This is a genomic window from Roseococcus pinisoli (assembly GCF_018413645.1).
GTDB lineage: Bacteria > Pseudomonadota > Alphaproteobacteria > Acetobacterales > Acetobacteraceae > Roseococcus > Roseococcus pinisoli.
This window is the reverse complement of the sequence record NZ_JAHCDA010000003.1, coordinates 43,367-59,018: the sequence shown is the minus strand read 5'-3', so window position 1 is coordinate 59,018 and position 15,652 is coordinate 43,367. Positions and strand designations below refer to the sequence as shown.

At 68.8% G+C, this 15,652-nt stretch carries 18 protein-coding genes and 1 tRNA gene; 14 read left to right on the top strand and 5 right to left on the bottom strand.

Annotated elements, in window-relative coordinates; all coding sequences use genetic code 11:
• The first annotated feature begins 1 nt into the window (after position 1).
• The 5 genes from KHU32_RS15080 to KHU32_RS15060 all read left to right on the top strand — a co-directional run bounded on the left by KHU32_RS15080 (position 2) and on the right by KHU32_RS15060 (position 2,328).
• On the top strand, positions 2 to 322 hold the full coding sequence (locus KHU32_RS15080; protein WP_213670979.1) for a hypothetical protein: 321 nt from the start codon (positions 2 to 4) through the stop codon (positions 320 to 322).
• Between the two features lie 160 nt (positions 323 to 482).
• Positions 483 to 713 carry a DUF7220 family protein gene (locus KHU32_RS15075; protein ID WP_249681248.1) on the top strand — a complete coding sequence of 77 codons (231 nt, stop codon included), beginning with the start codon at positions 483 to 485 and terminating at the stop codon, positions 711 to 713.
• Between the two features lie 93 nt (positions 714 to 806).
• Positions 807 to 1,307, top strand: a complete 501-nt coding sequence (locus tag KHU32_RS15070) for a hypothetical protein (protein ID WP_213670978.1) — start codon at positions 807 to 809, stop codon at positions 1,305 to 1,307.
• Positions 1,304 to 1,723: a hypothetical protein gene (locus KHU32_RS15065; RefSeq protein ID WP_213670977.1), complete on the top strand. Its 420-nt coding sequence runs from the start codon at positions 1,304 to 1,306 to the stop codon at positions 1,721 to 1,723. Before KHU32_RS15070 ends, KHU32_RS15065 begins: the two co-directional genes overlap by 4 nt.
• A complete protein-coding gene (locus tag KHU32_RS15060) occupies positions 1,720 to 2,328 on the top strand; it encodes a hypothetical protein (protein ID WP_213670976.1) in 609 nt (202 codons plus the stop codon). Before KHU32_RS15065 ends, KHU32_RS15060 begins: the two co-directional genes overlap by 4 nt.
• Before the next feature lie 808 nt (positions 2,329 to 3,136).
• On the opposite strand, the gene KHU32_RS15055 is transcribed toward KHU32_RS15060, so the two are convergent.
• Positions 3,137 to 3,229, bottom strand: a tRNA-Ser gene (locus KHU32_RS15055).
• A gap of 82 nt (positions 3,230 to 3,311) precedes the next feature.
• Positions 3,312 to 3,944: a glutathione S-transferase family protein gene (locus KHU32_RS15050; RefSeq protein ID WP_213670975.1), complete on the bottom strand. Its 633-nt coding sequence runs from the start codon at positions 3,942 to 3,944 to the stop codon at positions 3,312 to 3,314.
• A gap of 89 nt (positions 3,945 to 4,033) precedes the next feature.
• Between KHU32_RS15050 and KHU32_RS15045 the strand changes: the two genes are divergently transcribed.
• Positions 4,034 to 4,348 (top strand): TM2 domain-containing protein, encoded by a 315-nt coding sequence (locus KHU32_RS15045; RefSeq protein WP_213670974.1) that lies wholly within the window; start codon positions 4,034 to 4,036, stop codon positions 4,346 to 4,348.
• A 74-nt stretch (positions 4,349 to 4,422) separates the two neighbouring features.
• On the top strand, positions 4,423 to 4,668 hold the full coding sequence (locus KHU32_RS15040) for a hypothetical protein (RefSeq protein WP_213670973.1): 246 nt from the start codon (positions 4,423 to 4,425) through the stop codon (positions 4,666 to 4,668).
• Between the two features lie 44 nt (positions 4,669 to 4,712).
• Here KHU32_RS15040 and gatB read toward each other — a convergent pair whose 3' ends face one another.
• Genes gatB through gatC form a run of 3 tightly spaced genes read right to left on the bottom strand, consistent with a single transcriptional unit; the run spans position 4,713 to position 7,932 of the window.
• A complete protein-coding gene (gene gatB, locus KHU32_RS15035; protein ID WP_213670972.1) occupies positions 4,713 to 6,161 on the bottom strand; it encodes an Asp-tRNA(Asn)/Glu-tRNA(Gln) amidotransferase subunit GatB in 1,449 nt (482 codons plus the stop codon).
• Positions 6,158 to 7,639 (bottom strand): Asp-tRNA(Asn)/Glu-tRNA(Gln) amidotransferase subunit GatA, encoded by a 1,482-nt coding sequence (gene gatA / locus KHU32_RS15030; RefSeq protein WP_213671563.1) that lies wholly within the window; start codon positions 7,637 to 7,639, stop codon positions 6,158 to 6,160. Before gatA ends, gatB begins: the two co-directional genes overlap by 4 nt.
• Positions 7,639 to 7,932 carry an Asp-tRNA(Asn)/Glu-tRNA(Gln) amidotransferase subunit GatC gene (gene gatC / locus KHU32_RS15025; RefSeq protein WP_213670971.1) on the bottom strand — a complete coding sequence of 98 codons (294 nt, stop codon included), beginning with the start codon at positions 7,930 to 7,932 and terminating at the stop codon, positions 7,639 to 7,641. Before gatC ends, gatA begins: the two co-directional genes overlap by 1 nt.
• 46 nt (positions 7,933 to 7,978) lie before the next feature.
• Between gatC and ruvX the strand changes: the two genes are divergently transcribed.
• From ruvX to topA, 7 genes are all read left to right on the top strand, one after another.
• A complete protein-coding gene (ruvX, locus tag KHU32_RS15020; protein WP_213670970.1) occupies positions 7,979 to 8,446 on the top strand; it encodes a Holliday junction resolvase RuvX in 468 nt (155 codons plus the stop codon).
• A gap of 111 nt (positions 8,447 to 8,557) precedes the next feature.
• Positions 8,558 to 9,508, top strand: coding sequence for an aspartate carbamoyltransferase catalytic subunit (locus KHU32_RS15015; RefSeq protein ID WP_213670969.1), 951 nt, complete (start codon positions 8,558 to 8,560; stop codon positions 9,506 to 9,508).
• Positions 9,508 to 9,948: a GNAT family N-acetyltransferase gene (locus KHU32_RS15010; RefSeq protein WP_213670968.1), complete on the top strand. Its 441-nt coding sequence runs from the start codon at positions 9,508 to 9,510 to the stop codon at positions 9,946 to 9,948. The genes KHU32_RS15015 and KHU32_RS15010 overlap by 1 nt, the downstream gene beginning before the upstream one ends.
• Positions 9,945 to 11,216 carry a dihydroorotase gene (gene pyrC, locus KHU32_RS15005; RefSeq protein WP_213670967.1) on the top strand — a complete coding sequence of 424 codons (1,272 nt, stop codon included), beginning with the start codon at positions 9,945 to 9,947 and terminating at the stop codon, positions 11,214 to 11,216. The genes KHU32_RS15010 and pyrC overlap by 4 nt, the downstream gene beginning before the upstream one ends.
• The gene (gene plsY, locus KHU32_RS15000) at positions 11,216 to 11,797 is read left to right on the top strand and encodes a glycerol-3-phosphate 1-O-acyltransferase PlsY (protein WP_213670966.1); all 582 of its coding nucleotides are present in this window, start codon (positions 11,216 to 11,218) and stop codon (positions 11,795 to 11,797) included. The genes pyrC and plsY overlap by 1 nt, the downstream gene beginning before the upstream one ends.
• A 3-nt stretch (positions 11,798 to 11,800) precedes the next feature.
• Positions 11,801 to 12,865 (top strand): DNA-processing protein DprA, encoded by a 1,065-nt coding sequence (gene dprA / locus KHU32_RS14995; protein ID WP_347265561.1) that lies wholly within the window; start codon positions 11,801 to 11,803, stop codon positions 12,863 to 12,865.
• Positions 12,866 to 12,940: 75 nt separating this feature from the next.
• Complete coding sequence (topA, locus tag KHU32_RS14990; protein ID WP_213670965.1) at positions 12,941 to 15,652, top strand: type I DNA topoisomerase; 2,712 nt, start codon at positions 12,941 to 12,943, stop codon at positions 15,650 to 15,652.

The following is a 15,652-nucleotide window of genomic DNA, read 5'->3' as shown; positions in this document are numbered from 1 at the left end:
CATGCCGAAGAAGACCCGCCGAGTTCATTTCCTTGTCTCTCTGGACCTGCCGCCAGACACGACCCGTACCGATCAGGCCAAAAGCATCGGGGATCTCATCCGGTACGGCAAGGCGTCCATCGGACAGCCGGGCGACCCGACGAATGTTAGGGCCAGGGCGCTGACGAACGCCGATGTACTGCTCAAGCAGAACGTCTTCAACGAGGCCACTGACGCGGTCCTCGCAGATCGGCCTGAGAATGGTAAGAAGGAGTTGATGAAGGCCACGATCAGAGCCTTCATCACCGCCGTGAACGCAATTCAGCGGAGCCGCAAGGTATGATCCTGGCCCCGTTCTGCTGGACGTGCCTCGGCACCGGCGGCATCGAGGTCTACCGAGCAGAGCGACCCAAAGGCCTACGGTTCATCGCGTGGCCTTGCCCCGTCTGTGAGGCCCCGCCGCATCCCGCAATCGGCCCCGCCGAAATCAGGAGCCATGCTCGATGAGTGGTCAGACCCGCTTTATGTCTCTCGTCGAGAGCGGCGCGAACATAGTCGTCGGCTTCGGTGTGGCCATCGCCTCGCAGCTCGTCGTCTTCCCGATGGTCGGCATACCGCCCCAGAACCTCTCCACGCATCTGGAAATCGGCGCCTGGTTCACGCTGATCAGCCTCGCCCGATCGTACTGCATCAGGCGTTGGTTCAATGGCCTGAAGTTTCGACGCGACACCTGATTCTGTGCACCCAGGTGCACGCATTTCTCTTGCACCCAGGCCGGCCAAAGCTACGACGAAGACATCATTCAGATGACCAAGGAGGGTCAGATAATGAACGAAAAAGCCCAACCCCAGGACACCGAGCGCGCCGCCGTCGAGGCGATGGCGGCCCTCATCCCGGACGCGGTAGTGCGGGACGCCTACGACCACGCGATGGCCTATGCCGAAATGGCCGGCGGCTTGTCCGCCATGCGCCAGGGTATCGCCATCGCCCTGACCACCCTCCACCCCCGCATCGGCGCCGTCCTGCGCGGCGAGGCGGTCGTGACCATGCTGCCGGGCGACATTCTGCCGGAGTTCGCTGTCGGGCAGACCTGGGTTCCGACCTCCGGCCGGGCCCAGCCGCGTACCATCATGTGGATCGGAAAGGGGCCTCGACACTGGGTCGACGTGCCGTGCATCGGATGGGCGCACGACCCGGTTAACCCGTCTTGGGTCGAGGGTGACTACCGCCATGATGGCTACCTCCGGGTGCCCGAATGGCGGGGCTGGATCAAGAACCGAAAGGCCCAGCTCGCCGCCTCGCCCTACGCGGCGGGAGGTGGGGCATGAGCTTCGACCCGACCCCGCTGATCGAAGCGGCGAAGAAGGCCGGCGGCCAATCCTGGCGGCATAAAGGGAAGGACGGGAAGTATCTCTCGCCCGGCGACTGGGAGGTCGCGAACTACGAGTCCGCCGGCTACACCTGGGTGCCTGTGAGAGACGGGAAGCGCGTCGTTGCGCTGGTCACATCGGAAGACGTCGCCGATGATCCTGCCTGCGTCCATGACGCGGCCCACATCGCCGCCTCCAACCCCGCTGCCATCCTCGCCTGGGGCGCCCACACCGACGCCCAGGCCGCGCGCATCGCGGAGCTGGAGGCAGGATTGCGGATGGTCCTCGCCATGTACGGGGACGATCTCAGCCACGCGAAGTTCCGTGAGGCCGCTCGGTTCCATGCCCGCGCCGCCCTGGAGCCCCGCGCATGAGCGCCGCGACGCCCTGGGACGGCGTGCCGCTGCGGGCGGATGTGGATGGGTGGCACGTCGTTGATGGGCAACCCTTCGGCTGGATCGCGTCTCTCCAGAACTGGAAGGACCACGCTGGCCGTTTCCTCAGCGCCAAGGTGTTTGCCGGTCGCGTCTATGCCGGCCCCGTCCGCACCGACGCCGACCTCGGCGCCGCCAGTGCTGCGGGGGCGCTGGCCATGAGGGAGGCGTGTGCGCAGGTCGTTGAGGACAACCCGGTCGCGGGGATGGCGTGGTCTACGCAGCATGAGCGGCTGGTGAAGGTCACACCGGGGATGACGCCCCATGAATTAATCGCTGCTACCCGCGCCCTCCCCATCCCCGACGCCCCGGCGCTGGCCACCGCGCTGGAGCAGGCGCGCAGGGAGGAGCGGGAGGCGTGTGCTCGGATCGTCGAGGCGCGGGCAGCCGCCTACGATAACGAGCACGGCATCTACGACCACAGCACCGGGGTGACCGAGTATCCTGGCAACGGTGATGAGTGGATGGAGGAGTGGGGCAGTATCGCCGGCACCATCCGCGCCCGCACGCCCACGACCGGGGAGCAGGCCGAGGGAGGGGCGTGATGGAACGCGCTCTAATCTGGATGCGAGCTGCGGCAGGGGCGGCGATGCTCATCGTCGCAACCCTTGGGGCGTGCGGGGTACGGTTGATATGAAAACCCCACCCCGCCAGCCAATGGAAAAAATGGTCGTGGTGCCGGCCGCCCTACTCAAGACCGTCGTCGAGATGTGCAGCCGCCCCGGCAACGACTCGACTTTCGGTATCATTCGTCTTCGGAAGATCCTGGCTGGTATGAAGGCCGGTCCCCGGAATTCCATTTAGACGGCTGCAGCAGTCCCAGGCATCGCATCTTAGCCACGAAGCCTGGGGCATCACCGGTTAGGTGAGACCCATCTTCTAATTTTTGCCCGTCATCCTCGGCAGCACTCGGCCTAATCCCGGATGATCTGTAGACGAGGCGCAGGAGCTGCTCTCCGATACCCTGCCGCGTCCAAGACGGGACAAGGTTGCAATTTGAGATATACAGCTCGCCTGGGCCGTGCCCGCTTTCAATAAAGCGGAAGATTAGGCTTCCGATTCGTTGCCCCTCGCAGGTGAATGCCCGGGCTTCGTAGCATTCCTCGTCGTAGAGGAGTTCGACTTTACGGCCGTCGTGGCAGGTGTAGCTCTCTTGCAAGGTCGTCCCCTGGTCCCTTTCGGGCCCCTATTGCCAGTATAGCCAGGGCGTATAGCCGGCCTCGGTGAGGGGGATGATGGAGCGATACCGATAGGGCTCAGGTATAGCCGGAGGTATAGCCGCCGCTACAAGTGGTTTCCGGGGTATAGCCCAGGAGAGCCTCAATCACGCTGTAAGTCGCAGAAAATAAGGGATGGCGGAGGGGATGGGATTCGAACCCACGAAAGGGATTATCTCCCTTTAACGGTTTAGCAAACCGCCGCCTTCGGCCACTCGGCCACCCCTCCGCAGGGCTTGAAGTTCACACGACGTATGCGAGTGGGTTGATACAGGGGGCGCCTCCTCACGTCAAACGCCCCCTGCCGATTCTTAGCTCAGCGCGACTTCGAAGCCCTTCGCCGTCGCCGGGCGGGCCATCATCCGCGCGTACCAGGCCGCGACATTGGGGAGATCGTCGAAGGGCACCTCGTGCCGCTCGTGCCGCCAAGCCCAGCCCAGGATCGCGAAGTCGGCGATGCTGGGCTCGCCTTCCGTCGCCACGAAATCGCGCCCGGCCAGGCGGCGGTCCAGCACGCCATAGAGACGCTTCGTCTCCTTGTGGTAGCGGTTGAAGCCATAGTCGCGCGCCGGCCCCTCGGGCTGCATCAGGAAGTGGTGCACCTGGCCGGGCATGGGGCCGAAGCCGCCCATCTGCCACATCAGCCACTCCATCACCTGGACCCGCGCGCGCAGGTCCCTCGGCAGGAACTTCCCGGTCTTCTCGGCGAGGTAGTAGAGGATCGCGCCGCTTTCGAAGACGGTGATCATCTTCCCGTCAGGCCCGTCCGGATCCTTGATGGCCGGGATACGGTTGTTGGGCGAGAAGGCGAGGAAGCTCGGCTCGAACTGCTCGTCCTTGCTGATGTTCACGGTTTTCACCGTATAGGGGAGGCCCATTTCCTCGAGCGCCACGCTGATCTTCCGGCCGTTGGGCGTGTTCCAGGTGTGCAGTTCAATCGTCATGGACGTGCCTTTTCGCGAGAAATCGTTTGCCCCACCTTATGACCGGAACGCTTCGCCCGGAAAGCGGGCGCCTGAAGGACGATACGCCCATGACGACACCTGCCGGCCCCTCCGACGACATGATCGCGCGCCTGCGCTACGAGGCGGCGAGCCGATCGGTCGTCGTCGCCTATCTGCTCTGGTTCTTCCTGGGCTATGGCGGCGTGCACCGGATGTACCTGCAGCGCTGGATCTCGGGCCTGCTGATGCTGATGCTCTTCGGCGTCTCGATGCTGCTGACGGTGATCCTGGTGGGCTATCTGGGCCTCGGCCTCATCATCCTGTGGTGGCTGCTCGACGCGCTGCTCATCCCGGGAATGACGGAACGCCACAACGCCCGGCTGATCGACCGCCTCACGCGTTGAATTGTCCCCATCCTGCGATATTTCGGTCATCGTATGTGGGCTAGGTGTGGCCGAACCTACTGGAGGACTTGAACATGTCGGACGTGAAGATCGAAATCGAAGGCGACAGCGATGCCGCCGTGGCCCTGGCGCTGCTGCGCATGATCGCCGTCGCCGAAGGCAAGGAGGAGGAGGGCGATCGCGGCTGGTACCTCGAGACCTATGCCGCCTGCCTCGCCGTCGTGCGCGATGCCGACGTCCTCGAGCTGGATGACGAGGACGACGAGGAAGAGGACGAGGACGAGGCCGACGAAGGCGAGGACGTCCCCGCCAAGGGCTGACCTTCCGTGGGGCGGGGACGGCGCGATGCCGTCCCCTTCCCGTCTCAGCCCAGCCGCTTCTTGAGCACGTCGTTGACCAGGGCCGGATTGCCCTTGCCGGCCATGGCCTTCATCGTCTGGCCGACGAAGAAGCCGAACAGGCCGACCTTGCCGCCCTGATACTGCGCGATCTTGTCGGCATTGGCCGCAAGGACCGCATCCACCGCCGCCTCGATCGCGCCCGTATCCGTCACCTGGCGCAGGCCGCGCTTCTCGACGATCGACGCCGGCGACTCATCGGCCTCCAGCATCGCCTCAAAGACGTCCTTGGCCAGCTTGCCGGACAGCGTGCCGTCGGCGATCAGGTCCAGCAGCCCGCCGAGATTCTCGGCGCTCACCGGGCTGTCGGAGATGTCGCGCTTCAGGCGGTTGAGGGCGGCGAAGTAGTCGCCCGTCACCCAATTGGCCGCGACCTTCGCGTCGCGCCCCTTGGCCACGATCTCGAAGAAGGCCGCGGTCTCCTTCTCGATCGTCAGCACATGCGCATCGTAGGGCGAGAGGCCGAGACCGACGTAGCGGGCGCGCCGGGCATCGGGCAACTCGGGCAGATTGGCCTTGAGCTCATCCACCCAGGACTGCTCCAGCACCAGCGGGGGCAGGTCGGGATCGGGGAAGTAGCGGTAGTCATGCGCATCCTCCTTCGACCGCATGGAGCGCGTGGTGCCGCGCGCCGTGTCGAAGAGCCGCGTCTCCTGCTCCACCGTGCCGCCTGATTCCCAGACCTCGATCTGGCGCCGCGCCTCGGCCTCCACCGCCTGCATGACGAAGCGGACCGAGTTCACGTTCTTGATCTCGCAGCGCGTGCGGAACTCCTCGCCCGACTTGCGGACGGAGACATTCACGTCGGCCCGCATGGAGCCCTCGTCCATGTTGCCGTCGCAGGTGCCGAGGTAGCGCACGATCTGCCGCAGCTTGGAGAGGTAGGCGCCGGCCTCCTCCGGGCTGCGCATGTCGGGCTCGCTCACGATCTCCATGAGCGCGACGCCGCTGCGGTTCAGGTCGATGAAGGACTTGCTGGGATGCTGGTCGTGCACCGACTTGCCCGCATCCTGCTCGAGGTGCAGGCGCGTGACGCCGATGTTCTTCGTGCTGCCGTCGCCCAGCGTGATCTCGATCACGCCGGTCCCGATGATGGGGTGGGCGAACTGGCTGATCTGATAGCCCTGCGGCAGGTCGGCGTAGAAGTAGTTCTTCCGGTCGAAGCGGGACCAGAGGTTGACCTGCGCGTTGAGGCCGAGGCCCGTGCGCACGGCCTGCGCCACGCATTCGGCGTTGATCACCGGCAGCATGCCGGGGAAGCCCGCATCCACGAAGCTCACCTGGCTGTTCGGCTCGGCCCCGAAGGCCGTGGCCGCGCCGGAGAAGAGCTTGGATTCGGACAGCACCTGCGCATGGACCTCGAGGCCCACGACGACTTCCCAGGGGCCCGTATCCCCCTCCAACGTGTAGCTCATGCCATCACCTGCGGCGTTGCGGTGAAATTCGCGGCCCGCTCCAGCGCGCCGCCGACGGCGAAGACCGTCTCCTCGTCGAAGGGCTTGCCGATGACCTGCAGGCCGAGCGGCAGCCCCTGCCCGTCCAGCCCCGCCGGCACCGAGAGGCCCGGAAGCCCGGCGAGATTCGCCGTCACGGTGAAGACGTCGTTGAGGTACATGGTGACCGGATCGTCCTGCCGCTCATCCATCGCGAAGGCCGAGGTCGGCGTGGCGGGCGTCAGGATGGCGTCCACCTTCGCCCAGGCCTCGGCGAAGTCGCGCGCGATGAGGGCGCGGACCTTCTGCGCCTTCAGGTAATAGGCGTCGTAGTAGCCGGCGCTCAGCACATAGGTGCCGATCATGATGCGCCGCCGCACCTCGGCGCCGAAGCCGGCCGCGCGCGTCCGCTCGTAAAGGTCGCGCAGGTCCGAATCGCGCTCCGCGGTGCGCGCGCCGAAGCGCACGCCGTCGTAGCGCGCGAGGTTGGAGGAGGCCTCGGCCGGCGCCACCACGTAATAGGTCGGCAGCGCGTATTTCGCGTGCGGCAGGCTGATCGGCACGATCTCCGCGCCGGCATCCTTCAGCCAGGCGAAGCCCTGCTGCCACAGCGCCTCGATCTCCGGCGCCAGGCCCGGCAGGGTGTATTCCGCCGGCACGCCGATGCGCAGGCCCTTCACGCCGCGCGCGCAGGCGGCGGCGAAGTCGGGCACCGCCACGTTCGCGCTCGTGCTGTCCTTCGGGTCGAAGCCCGCCATACTGCGCAGCAGGATGGCGCAGTCCTCGACATTGCGGGCCACGGGGCCCGCCTGATCGAGCGAGCTCGCATAGGCCACGATGCCCCAGCGCGAGCAGCGGCCGTAGGTCGGCTTGATGCCGGCGATGCCGCAGAAGGCCGCGGGCTGGCGGATGGAGCCGCCCGTGTCCGTCGCCGTCGCGCCCATGGCCAGCCGCGCCGCCACCGCCGCCGCCGAGCCGCCCGAGGAACCGCCCGGCACCAGCCGCTTCGTGGGGTCGTTGGCGCGCGACCAGGGGTTCTCCACCGGCCCGAAGGCGCTGGTGGTATTGGCCGAACCCATGGCGAATTCGTCCAGGTTCAGCTTGCCCAGGAAGACGGCGCCGTCGCGCTTGAGGTTGCCGCTGACGGTGCTCTCATAGGGCGGCACGAAGTCGCCCAGGATCCGACTGGCCGCCGTCGTCCGCGTCCCCGCCGTGCAGAAGAGGTCCTTGATGCCGAGGGGAATGCCCTCCAGCGCCCCGGCCTCGCCCTTCGCGCGACGCGCGTCGGAGGCGCGGGCCTCCGCCAGCGCCTGCTCGCCCGTCACGGTGATATAGGCGTTCAGCCGCGGGTTATGGGCCTCGATGGCCTTCACATAGGCTTCCGTCAGCTCGACGGCGCTGATCTCGCGCTTCTCCAGCGCGCGCAGGCCGCCGGCGATCGTGTAATCGGTCGGGCGCATCATTCCACCACCTTCGGCACGCCGAAATACTCGCCCTCGCGGTCGGGCGCGTTGCGCAGGACGGCGTCGGCCTGGCCGCCATCGGTCACGGCATCCTGCCGCCAGGGCAGCGCCACGGGCACCGGCGAGCCGCCGGCCATGGGCTCGACGCCGTCGGTGTCGACGGTCTGCAATTGCTCGATCCAGCCCAGGATGCCGTTGAGTTCGGTCTGGAGTTTTTCGACTTCGGTCTCATCGAGGCGCAGGCGGGCCAGATTGGCGACGCGGCGCACCGTCGCGGCATCGAGCGACATTACGATCCACTTCCGTTCTTGAAGGGGCCGGACCATAAGGCCGCGCATGCCTCTCTTCAACATGGCCGATCTGCGTGCCGCCCTGCCCCGCCACGCACGGGTGGTCGGGCTCGACCCCGGGAGCAAGATCATCGGGGTCGCGCTCAGCGACGTGACGCTGATGCTGGCCAGCCCCTATGGCAGCCTGAAGCGCGGAAAGCTGAAGGCGAACGCGGCCGAGATCATGGCCATCTGCGCCAAGGAGGGCGCCGGCGGGCTGCTGGTGGGCCTGCCGCTCTCCATGGACGGCTCGCGCGGCCCGGCCGCCCAGGCCGCCAGCGACTGGGCCCTGGCGCTGAGCGAGGCGACCGGCCTGCCGGTGGCCATGTGGGACGAGCGGATGTCCAGCGCCGCCGTGAACCGCGCCATGATCGAGGAGGCCGACCTGACGCGGAAGCGCCGGGCCGCCGCCGTCGACGCCGCTGCCGCGGCCTATACCCTCCAGGCGGCCCTGGACGCCTCGGCCCGGGGGTGATCCCGGCCGGCGCCTCCCCGGGCTGCCGGCAATCCTGTTCTGCGAAGACACGGGTTGGACGCTCGCCGAGGTCGCGGCTATCGTCCGCCCCCGTCACCTGGCCGAGCGACGATGTCCTTTTCCTATCCCATTCTCCCCACCGGCCATCTCCTCGCGATCGAGGGGCTGGAAGCGCCGCACATCTCCGCGCTGCTGGATCTGGCCGAAAGCTATGCGCTGCTGAATCGCCAGGGGAAGACCCAGCGCGACCTGCTGCGCGGCCGGACGCTGATCAACCTCTTCTTCGAGGACAGCACCCGCACCCGCACCAGCTTCGAGCTGGCCGGCAAGCGGCTGGGCGCCGACGTCATCAACATGTCGGTCTCCAACAGCAGCGTGAACAAGGGCGAGACGCTGCTCGACACCGCCTCCACCCTGAACGCCATGCACACCGACCTGCTGGTGATCCGCCACTCGCAGTCCGGCGCGCCGGCCCTGCTGAGCCAGAAGGTGGACGCCGCGGTCATCAATGCGGGCGACGGCCTGCATGAGCACCCCACCCAGGCCCTGCTGGATGCGCTCACCATCCGCCGCCACAAGGGCCGGCTGGACAGCCTCGTCGTCGCCATCTGCGGCGACGTGCTGCATTCCCGCGTGGCCCGCAGCAACATCCACCTGCTCTCGGCCATGGGCGCGCGGGTGCGCGTGGTCGGCCCGCCGACGCTCATCCCCGCCGAATGCGGCCGCCTGGGCGTCGAGGTCTTCCACGACATGCGCGCGGGACTCGACGGCGCGGACGTCGTCATGATGCTGCGCCTGCAGAAGGAGCGCATGAGCGGCGGCCTCGTACCCTCGCCGCGCGAATACTTCCGCTTCTACGGCCTGGACGCGGCCAAGCTGGCCAGCGCCAAGCCCGACGCCATCGTCATGCATCCCGGCCCCATGAACCGCGGCGTCGAGATCGACAGCGCCGTCGCCGACGATCCCGAGCGGAGCGTCATCGGCGAGCAGGTGGAGATGGGCGTCGCCGTCCGCATGGCCGTGCTGGACGTCCTCTCGCGCGACCTGCGGCGCAACGCCTGATGCCGCGCCTCGCGGCTTCCGGCGAGGAAACGGCGCTGCGCGACCTCGTGCGTGCCGCCTACGCGCATTACGTCCCGCGCCTGGGCCGCGAGCCCGCGCCGATGACGGACGACTACGCGGCCCGCATCGCCGCCGGCCAGGCCTGGGTCGAGGAGGCCGACGGCGTGCCCGTCGCCGTCCTCGTCCTGGAGGACCATGAGGACAGCCTGCTGATCGACAACATCGCCGTCGCCGAGGCCGCGCGCGGCCTGGGACTCGGCCGGGCCCTGATGGATTTCGCCGAAGCCGAGGCGCGCCGGCGCCATCACCGCCGGATCTACCTCTATACGAACGAGAAAATGGTCGAGAACATCGCGATCTACACCCGGCTGGGCTATGCCGAGACGCACCGGGCCGAACAAGGCGGGCACCGCCGCGTCTTCATGGAGAAGCACCTGTGAAGCCGATCCTCATCACCAATGCCCGCCTGCTCGACCCCGCCTCGGGCCTCGACACGACGGGCTCCCTCCTGATCCAGGACGGGCGGATCGCGAGCCTCAAGGGCGCGCCGGCCGAGGGCGCCGATACCTTCGACGCCGCCGGCGCCTGCCTCAGCCCGGGCCTCGTGGACATGCGGGCCAGCATCGGCGAGCCCGGCGGCGAGCATCGCGAGACCATCGCCTCCGCCGCCCAGGCCGCGGCGGCCGGCGGGATCACGACCGTGGCCGTGCTGCCCGACACGCAGCCCGCGCTGGATGACCCCGCGCTCGTCGAATTCGTCATCCGCCGCGGTGAGGCGACGGGCAGCCTCACCCTCCTGCCCTTCGCCGCCGCGACCAAGCGCTGCGAGGGCAAGGACCTCTCCGAGTTCGGCCTGCTGCGCGAGGCCGGCGCCGTCGGCTTCAGCGACGGCAGCCATGCCATCGCCAATGCGCGCACCATGCGCCTCGCCCTTTCCTATGCCCGCAACTTCGGCGCCATGGTGGTGCAGCACCCGGAGGAGCCGAGCCTGGCCGGCAACGGCGCCGCCACCGAGGGCGAGCTGGCCACGCGCCTCGGCCTGCCCGCCATCCCGGCCGCGGCGGAGGCCATCCTGGTCGCGCGCGACATCGCGCTGGCCCGGCTCACCTCGGGCCATGTGCATTTCGGCCATGTCAGCACGGCCGCCGCGCTCGACCTCATCCGCGCCGCCAAGGCGGAGGGGCTCAAGGTCACCTGCGACACGGCGCCCCCCTATTTCGACCTGAACGAGACGGCGATCGGCGACTACCGCACCTATGCCAAGCTCTCCCCGCCCCTGCGGCGCGACGAGGACCGGCTGGCGGTGGTCGCGGCGCTGGCGGACGGCACGATCGACGCCATCGCCTCCGACCATCAGCCGCGCGACGCCGACGACAAGCGCCTGCCCTTCGCCCAGGCCGAGGCCGGCGGCGTGGGCCTGGCGACGCTGCTCGGCATCACCCTGGCCCGCGTGCATGGCGAGGACCTGAAGCTGCTCGAGGCCCTGGCCCTGCTGACCCACAAGCCCGCGAAGCTGCTCGGCCTCGAGGCCGGGCGGCTGGCCGAGGGCGCGCCCGCCGATCTCTGCCTCTTCTGGCTCGACCGCGGTTGGCAGGTGAAGGCCGGCGCCCTGGCCGGCAAGGCGCAGAACTCGCCCTTCGACGGCCGCGCGCTGGAAGGCAAGGTCATGGCGACCTTCAAGGCCGGCCGCCGGGTCTTCGCCGCCTGATGGAAGCGACGCTCGCGATCTTCCTGGCGGCGCTGCTGGGCTCCATCCCCTTCGGACTGCTCCTGACCCGGGCTGCCGGGCTGGGCGATATCCGCAGCATCGGCTCAGGCAATATCGGCGCGACCAATGTGCTGCGGACCGGCAACAAGAAGCTGGCGGCGGCGACGCTGCTGCTGGACATGCTGAAGGGCGCCGCCGCCGTCTGGCTGGTCGCCTGGATCGCCCCGACCTACGCGCCCTGGGCGGCCGTCGCGGCCGTGCTTGGCCATTGCTACACGCCCTGGCTCGGCTTCCAGGGCGGCAAGGGCATGGCGACCGCGCTCGGCGTGATGCTGGGCCTGGCCTGGCCGATCTTCGTGGTCTCGAGCCTGACCTGGCTGGCGGTCGCGAAGCTCTCCAAGCGGTCCTCCGCCGGCTCGCTCTCGGCCATCGTCATTGCCCCGCTGGCCGCCCTGATCTTCGCCACGCCGCAGGCGGCGCTGGGACTGCTGCTGCTCGGTGCGGTCGTCGTCTGGCGGCATAAAGGCAATATCCAGCGTCTGCTCGCCGGCACCGAGCCGCGCATCGGCCAGGGCAAGTAGGCCTTGGACGCCCTCGCCCGGCTGCGCCTCGCGCGGACCGAGGGCGTGGGCCGGGTCATGCATCGCCGCCTCCTTTCCCGGCACGGCAGCCCCGAGGCCGCGCTGGAGGCCCTCGGCAGCCGGGCCTGGCCCCGAGACGCCGCCCTGCGGGAGCTGGCGGGGCTGGAGGCCCTGGGGTCACGGCTCCTCTTCCTCGGCGCGCCGGATTACCCGCCGCTTCTCGCCCTGCTGGAGGATGCCCCGCTGGTCCTGGCCGCGCGCGGGGACCTCGCCGCCTTCAACCGGCGCAGCGTGGCCGTGGTCGGCGCCCGCAACGCCAGCGGCATGGGCCGCCGTTTCGCGGAGGATCTCGCGGATGGGCTGGCGGTGCGCGACGTCTGCATCGTCTCGGGCCTGGCCCGCGGCATCGACGCCGCCGCCCATCTCGGCGCCCTCCGCTCCGGCACCACCATCGCGGCGGTCGCCGGCGGTCTCGACCGCCCCTATCCGCGCGAGAACGCGGAGCTCCAGGAGCGCATCGCCGCCGAGGGCGGCCTGGTGCTGAGCGAGGCGCCGCTCGGCACCGCGCCGCTCCCGCGGCATTTCCCCCGCCGGAACCGCATTGTCGCCGGCCTGTCGCTGGGGGTGGTGGTGATCGAGGCCGCGCTGCAATCGGGCACGCTGATCACCGCGCGCCTGGCGGCCGAGGCGGGGCGCGAGCTCTTCGCCGTGCCGGGCCATCCGCTGGATCCCCGCTCGCGCGGCTCCAACGATCTCATCCGCCGGGGCGCCCGGCTGGCGGAGACGGTGGAGGACATCCTGCTCCACCTGCCGGAAGCACCCGCGGAAACCTCCCTTTTCCGGGCCTCCCAACTGGCCGATCTGCCGGAGGAACCCGCCCAGGACGCCCCAGCCCCCTCCGGAGAGGCCGCACAAGTCCTTGATATGATGGGTTCTACTCCCATACCGGTTGACGAGTTGGGGCGGCGCTGCCAGCTATCGGCCCCGAGGCTCTCGGCCCTGCTCCTGGAACTGGAGATGGCCGGACGCGTCGAGACCCTGCCTGGCAACCGGGTGGCACTGGTCTGAGTTACGTGCGAAATCAATTCTCTGGAGCGTCTTCCGTGCGCCGTTGCCACGAAGGCGGTAAGGACAGAACCTGAAGTGACGAACATCGTCGTCGTCGAAAGCCCCGCGAAGGCGAAAACCATCGAGAAGTATCTCGGTGCCGACTTCAAGGTTCTCGCCTCCTTCGGCCATGTGCGCGATCTCCCCGCGAAGGACGGCTCCGTCCGTCCGGACGAGGACTTCGCCATGGACTGGGAGTCCGACGACCGCGGGCAGAAGCAGGTCAAGGCGATCACCCAGGCGCTGCGCGGCGCCAAGCACCTCTATCTCGCAACCGACCCGGATCGCGAGGGCGAGGCCATCTCCTGGCACGTGAAGGACATGCTGGCGAAGGCCGGCGCGCTGAAGGGCGTCGACGTCCAGCGCATCACCTTCAACGAGATCACCAAGCGCGCGGTGCAATACGCCATCGCCCATCCGCGCGAGCTCGACCTGCCGCTGATCGAGGCCTACCTGGCCCGCCGCGCGCTCGACTATCTCGTGGGCTTCACCCTCTCCCCGGTGCTCTGGCGCAAGCTGCCCGGCAGCAAGAGCGCGGGCCGCGTGCAGAGCGTCGCGCTGCGGCTGATCTGCGAACGCGAATCGGAGATCGAGCGCTTCATCGCCCGCGAGTACTGGACCATCCAGGGGCGGTTCATGACCCCGGCCGGTGCCCCCTTCTCCGCCCGGCTGACCCATCACGAAGGCCGCAAGCTCGAGCAGTTCGACCTGCCGAACGAGGCGCTGGCCATGGCGGCCAAGCGCGCCGTCGAGGCCGCGGAGTTCAGCGTCGGCTCGGTCGAGAAGCGCCGCGTCAAGCGCAACCCGCCCGCCCCCTTCCAGACCAGCACCCTGCAGCAGGAGGCCAGCCGCAAGCTGGGCTTCGGTGCCCAGGCGACGATGCGCACAGCGCAGGGCCTCTATGAGGGCGTGGCCATCGGTGGGGAGACCGTCGGCCTCATCACCTATATGCGAACGGACGGCGTGCAGATGGCCCGCGAGGCCGTCGCCGAGCTGCGCAACCACATCAAGTCGGAGTTCGGCGAGGACTACATCCCCGGCGCGCCCCGCGAATATTCCAGCCGGGCGAAGAACGCCCAGGAGGCGCACGAGGCGATCCGGCCCACCGACGTCTCCCGCACGCCGGAGAAGGTCGCGCGCTACCTCAACGACCAGCAGCGCAAGCTCTACGAGCTGATCTGGAAGCGCGCCGTCGCCAGCCAGATGCAGTCGGCCGAGCTGGACCAGACCAGCGTCGAGCTGGTGGAGCCCTCGGGCAAGACCAAGCTGCGCGCCACCGGCAGCGTCATCGCCTTCGACGGCTTCCTCAAGCTCTACCGCGAGGACCAGGACGACGCGCCTGACGATGCCGACGAGGACAGCCGCATCCTGCCCCCCATGCGCGAGCGGGATCCGCTGAAGCGCCAGGGCGTGGAGGCCGCGCAGCACTTCACCCAGCCGCCGCCGCGCTATTCCGAGGCCTCGCTGGTCAAGAAGATGGAGGAGCTCGGCATCGGGCGGCCCTCCACCTATGCCTCCGTGCTGCAGGTCCTGCAGGACCGCGAATACGTGAAGCTCGACAAGCGGCGCTTCACGCCGGAGGACCGCGGGCGGCTGGTGACGGCCTTCCTCGTCGCCTTCTTCGAGAAGTACGTGGACACCGGCTTCACCGCCGGCCTCGAGGAGCAGCTCGACGACATCTCGGGCGGCCGGGCGGAGTGGCGCGAGGTCATGCGGCAGTTCTGGAACGATTTCCGCGACGCGATCGACGCGACCAAGGATCTCAAGATCAGCGATGTCATCGATCGCCTCGATGACGAGCTGGGCTCGCACTTCTTCCCCAAGGCCGATGACGGCAGCGATCCGCGCCTCTGCCCTGCCTGCGGCGCCGGCCGGCTCGGCCTGCGCCTCGGGCGGACGGGAGCCTTCATCGGCTGCTCGAACTACCCCGAATGCCGTTTCACCCGCCCGCTCGCGGTGCCGGGCGCCGAGGGCGAGGGCGGCGGCGCGCTGGCCGACGGCGTGCGCGTGCTGGGCACCGACCCTGAAACCGGGCTGGAGGTCACGCTGCGGCGCGGCCCCTACGGCATCTACGCCCAGCTCGGCGAGGGCGGCACGGATGCCAAGGGCAAGCCCACCAAGCCCAAGCGCGCCAGCCTGACGCGCGGGATGGACCCCGAGGTCATGATGCTGGAGGCGGCGCTGGCGCTGCTCTCCATGCCCCGCGTGGTGGGCTTGCATCCGGAGACGGGTGAGGAGATCACCTCCAACCTCGGCCGCTTCGGCCCCTATCTGAAGATGGGCGCGCTCAGCAAGTCGCTGGATCGTGACGACGATCCGCTGACCATCGGCCTCAACCGCGCCGTGGACCTGATGGCCGGCGCCAAGCCGCGCGGCATCACCCTGGGCGAGCACCCGAAGGGCGGCCCCGTCGAGGTGCGCCGCGGCCGTTTCGGCCCCTTCCTGATGCACGGCAACCGCGTCGCGAATCTGCCGCGCGGGACCGAGATGGAGGCCGTGACCTTCGACGAGGCGGTGACGCTGCTGGCCGAGAAGGGCAAGGAGCTGCCGCCGCGCGGCAAGGGCGGGAAGAAGGCGCCGGCCCGCAAGGCCGCGCCCAAGGCCGGCGCGGCGAAGGCGCCGGCCGAGGCCAAGCCGGTGAAGGCCGCCGCGGCCAAGAAGGCGGCGCCGGCGGCAAAGAAGGCGCCCGCGAAGAAGCCCGCAGCCAAGAAGCCGGCGGCGAAGAAACCCGCAGCAAAGAAAGTCTGA

Bases quoted from the DNA above. Each gene is read 5' to 3' on its own strand.
- KHU32_RS15080 (WP_213670979.1), top strand. From the start codon at position 2: ATGCCGAAGAAGACCCGCCGAGTTCATTTCCTTGTCTCTCTGGACCTG.
- KHU32_RS15075 (WP_249681248.1), top strand. From the start codon at position 483: ATGAGTGGTCAGACCCGCTTTATGTCTCTCGTCGAGAGCGGCGCGAAC.
- KHU32_RS15070 (WP_213670978.1), top strand. From the start codon at position 807: ATGAACGAAAAAGCCCAACCCCAGGACACCGAGCGCGCCGCCGTCGAG.
- KHU32_RS15065 (WP_213670977.1), top strand. From the start codon at position 1,304: ATGAGCTTCGACCCGACCCCGCTGATCGAAGCGGCGAAGAAGGCCGGC.
- KHU32_RS15060 (WP_213670976.1), top strand. From the start codon at position 1,720: ATGAGCGCCGCGACGCCCTGGGACGGCGTGCCGCTGCGGGCGGATGTG.
- KHU32_RS15050 (WP_213670975.1), bottom strand. From the start codon at position 3,944: ATGACGATTGAACTGCACACCTGGAACACGCCCAACGGCCGGAAGATC.
- KHU32_RS15045 (WP_213670974.1), top strand. From the start codon at position 4,034: ATGACGACACCTGCCGGCCCCTCCGACGACATGATCGCGCGCCTGCGC.
- KHU32_RS15040 (WP_213670973.1), top strand. From the start codon at position 4,423: ATGTCGGACGTGAAGATCGAAATCGAAGGCGACAGCGATGCCGCCGTG.
- gatB (WP_213670972.1), bottom strand. From the start codon at position 6,161: ATGAGCTACACGTTGGAGGGGGATACGGGCCCCTGGGAAGTCGTCGTG.
- gatA (WP_213671563.1), bottom strand. From the start codon at position 7,639: ATGCGCCCGACCGATTACACGATCGCCGGCGGCCTGCGCGCGCTGGAG.
- gatC (WP_213670971.1), bottom strand. From the start codon at position 7,932: ATGTCGCTCGATGCCGCGACGGTGCGCCGCGTCGCCAATCTGGCCCGC.
- ruvX (WP_213670970.1), top strand. From the start codon at position 7,979: ATGCCTCTCTTCAACATGGCCGATCTGCGTGCCGCCCTGCCCCGCCAC.
- KHU32_RS15015 (WP_213670969.1), top strand. From the start codon at position 8,558: ATGTCCTTTTCCTATCCCATTCTCCCCACCGGCCATCTCCTCGCGATC.
- KHU32_RS15010 (WP_213670968.1), top strand. From the start codon at position 9,508: ATGCCGCGCCTCGCGGCTTCCGGCGAGGAAACGGCGCTGCGCGACCTC.
- plsY (WP_213670966.1), top strand. From the start codon at position 11,216: ATGGAAGCGACGCTCGCGATCTTCCTGGCGGCGCTGCTGGGCTCCATC.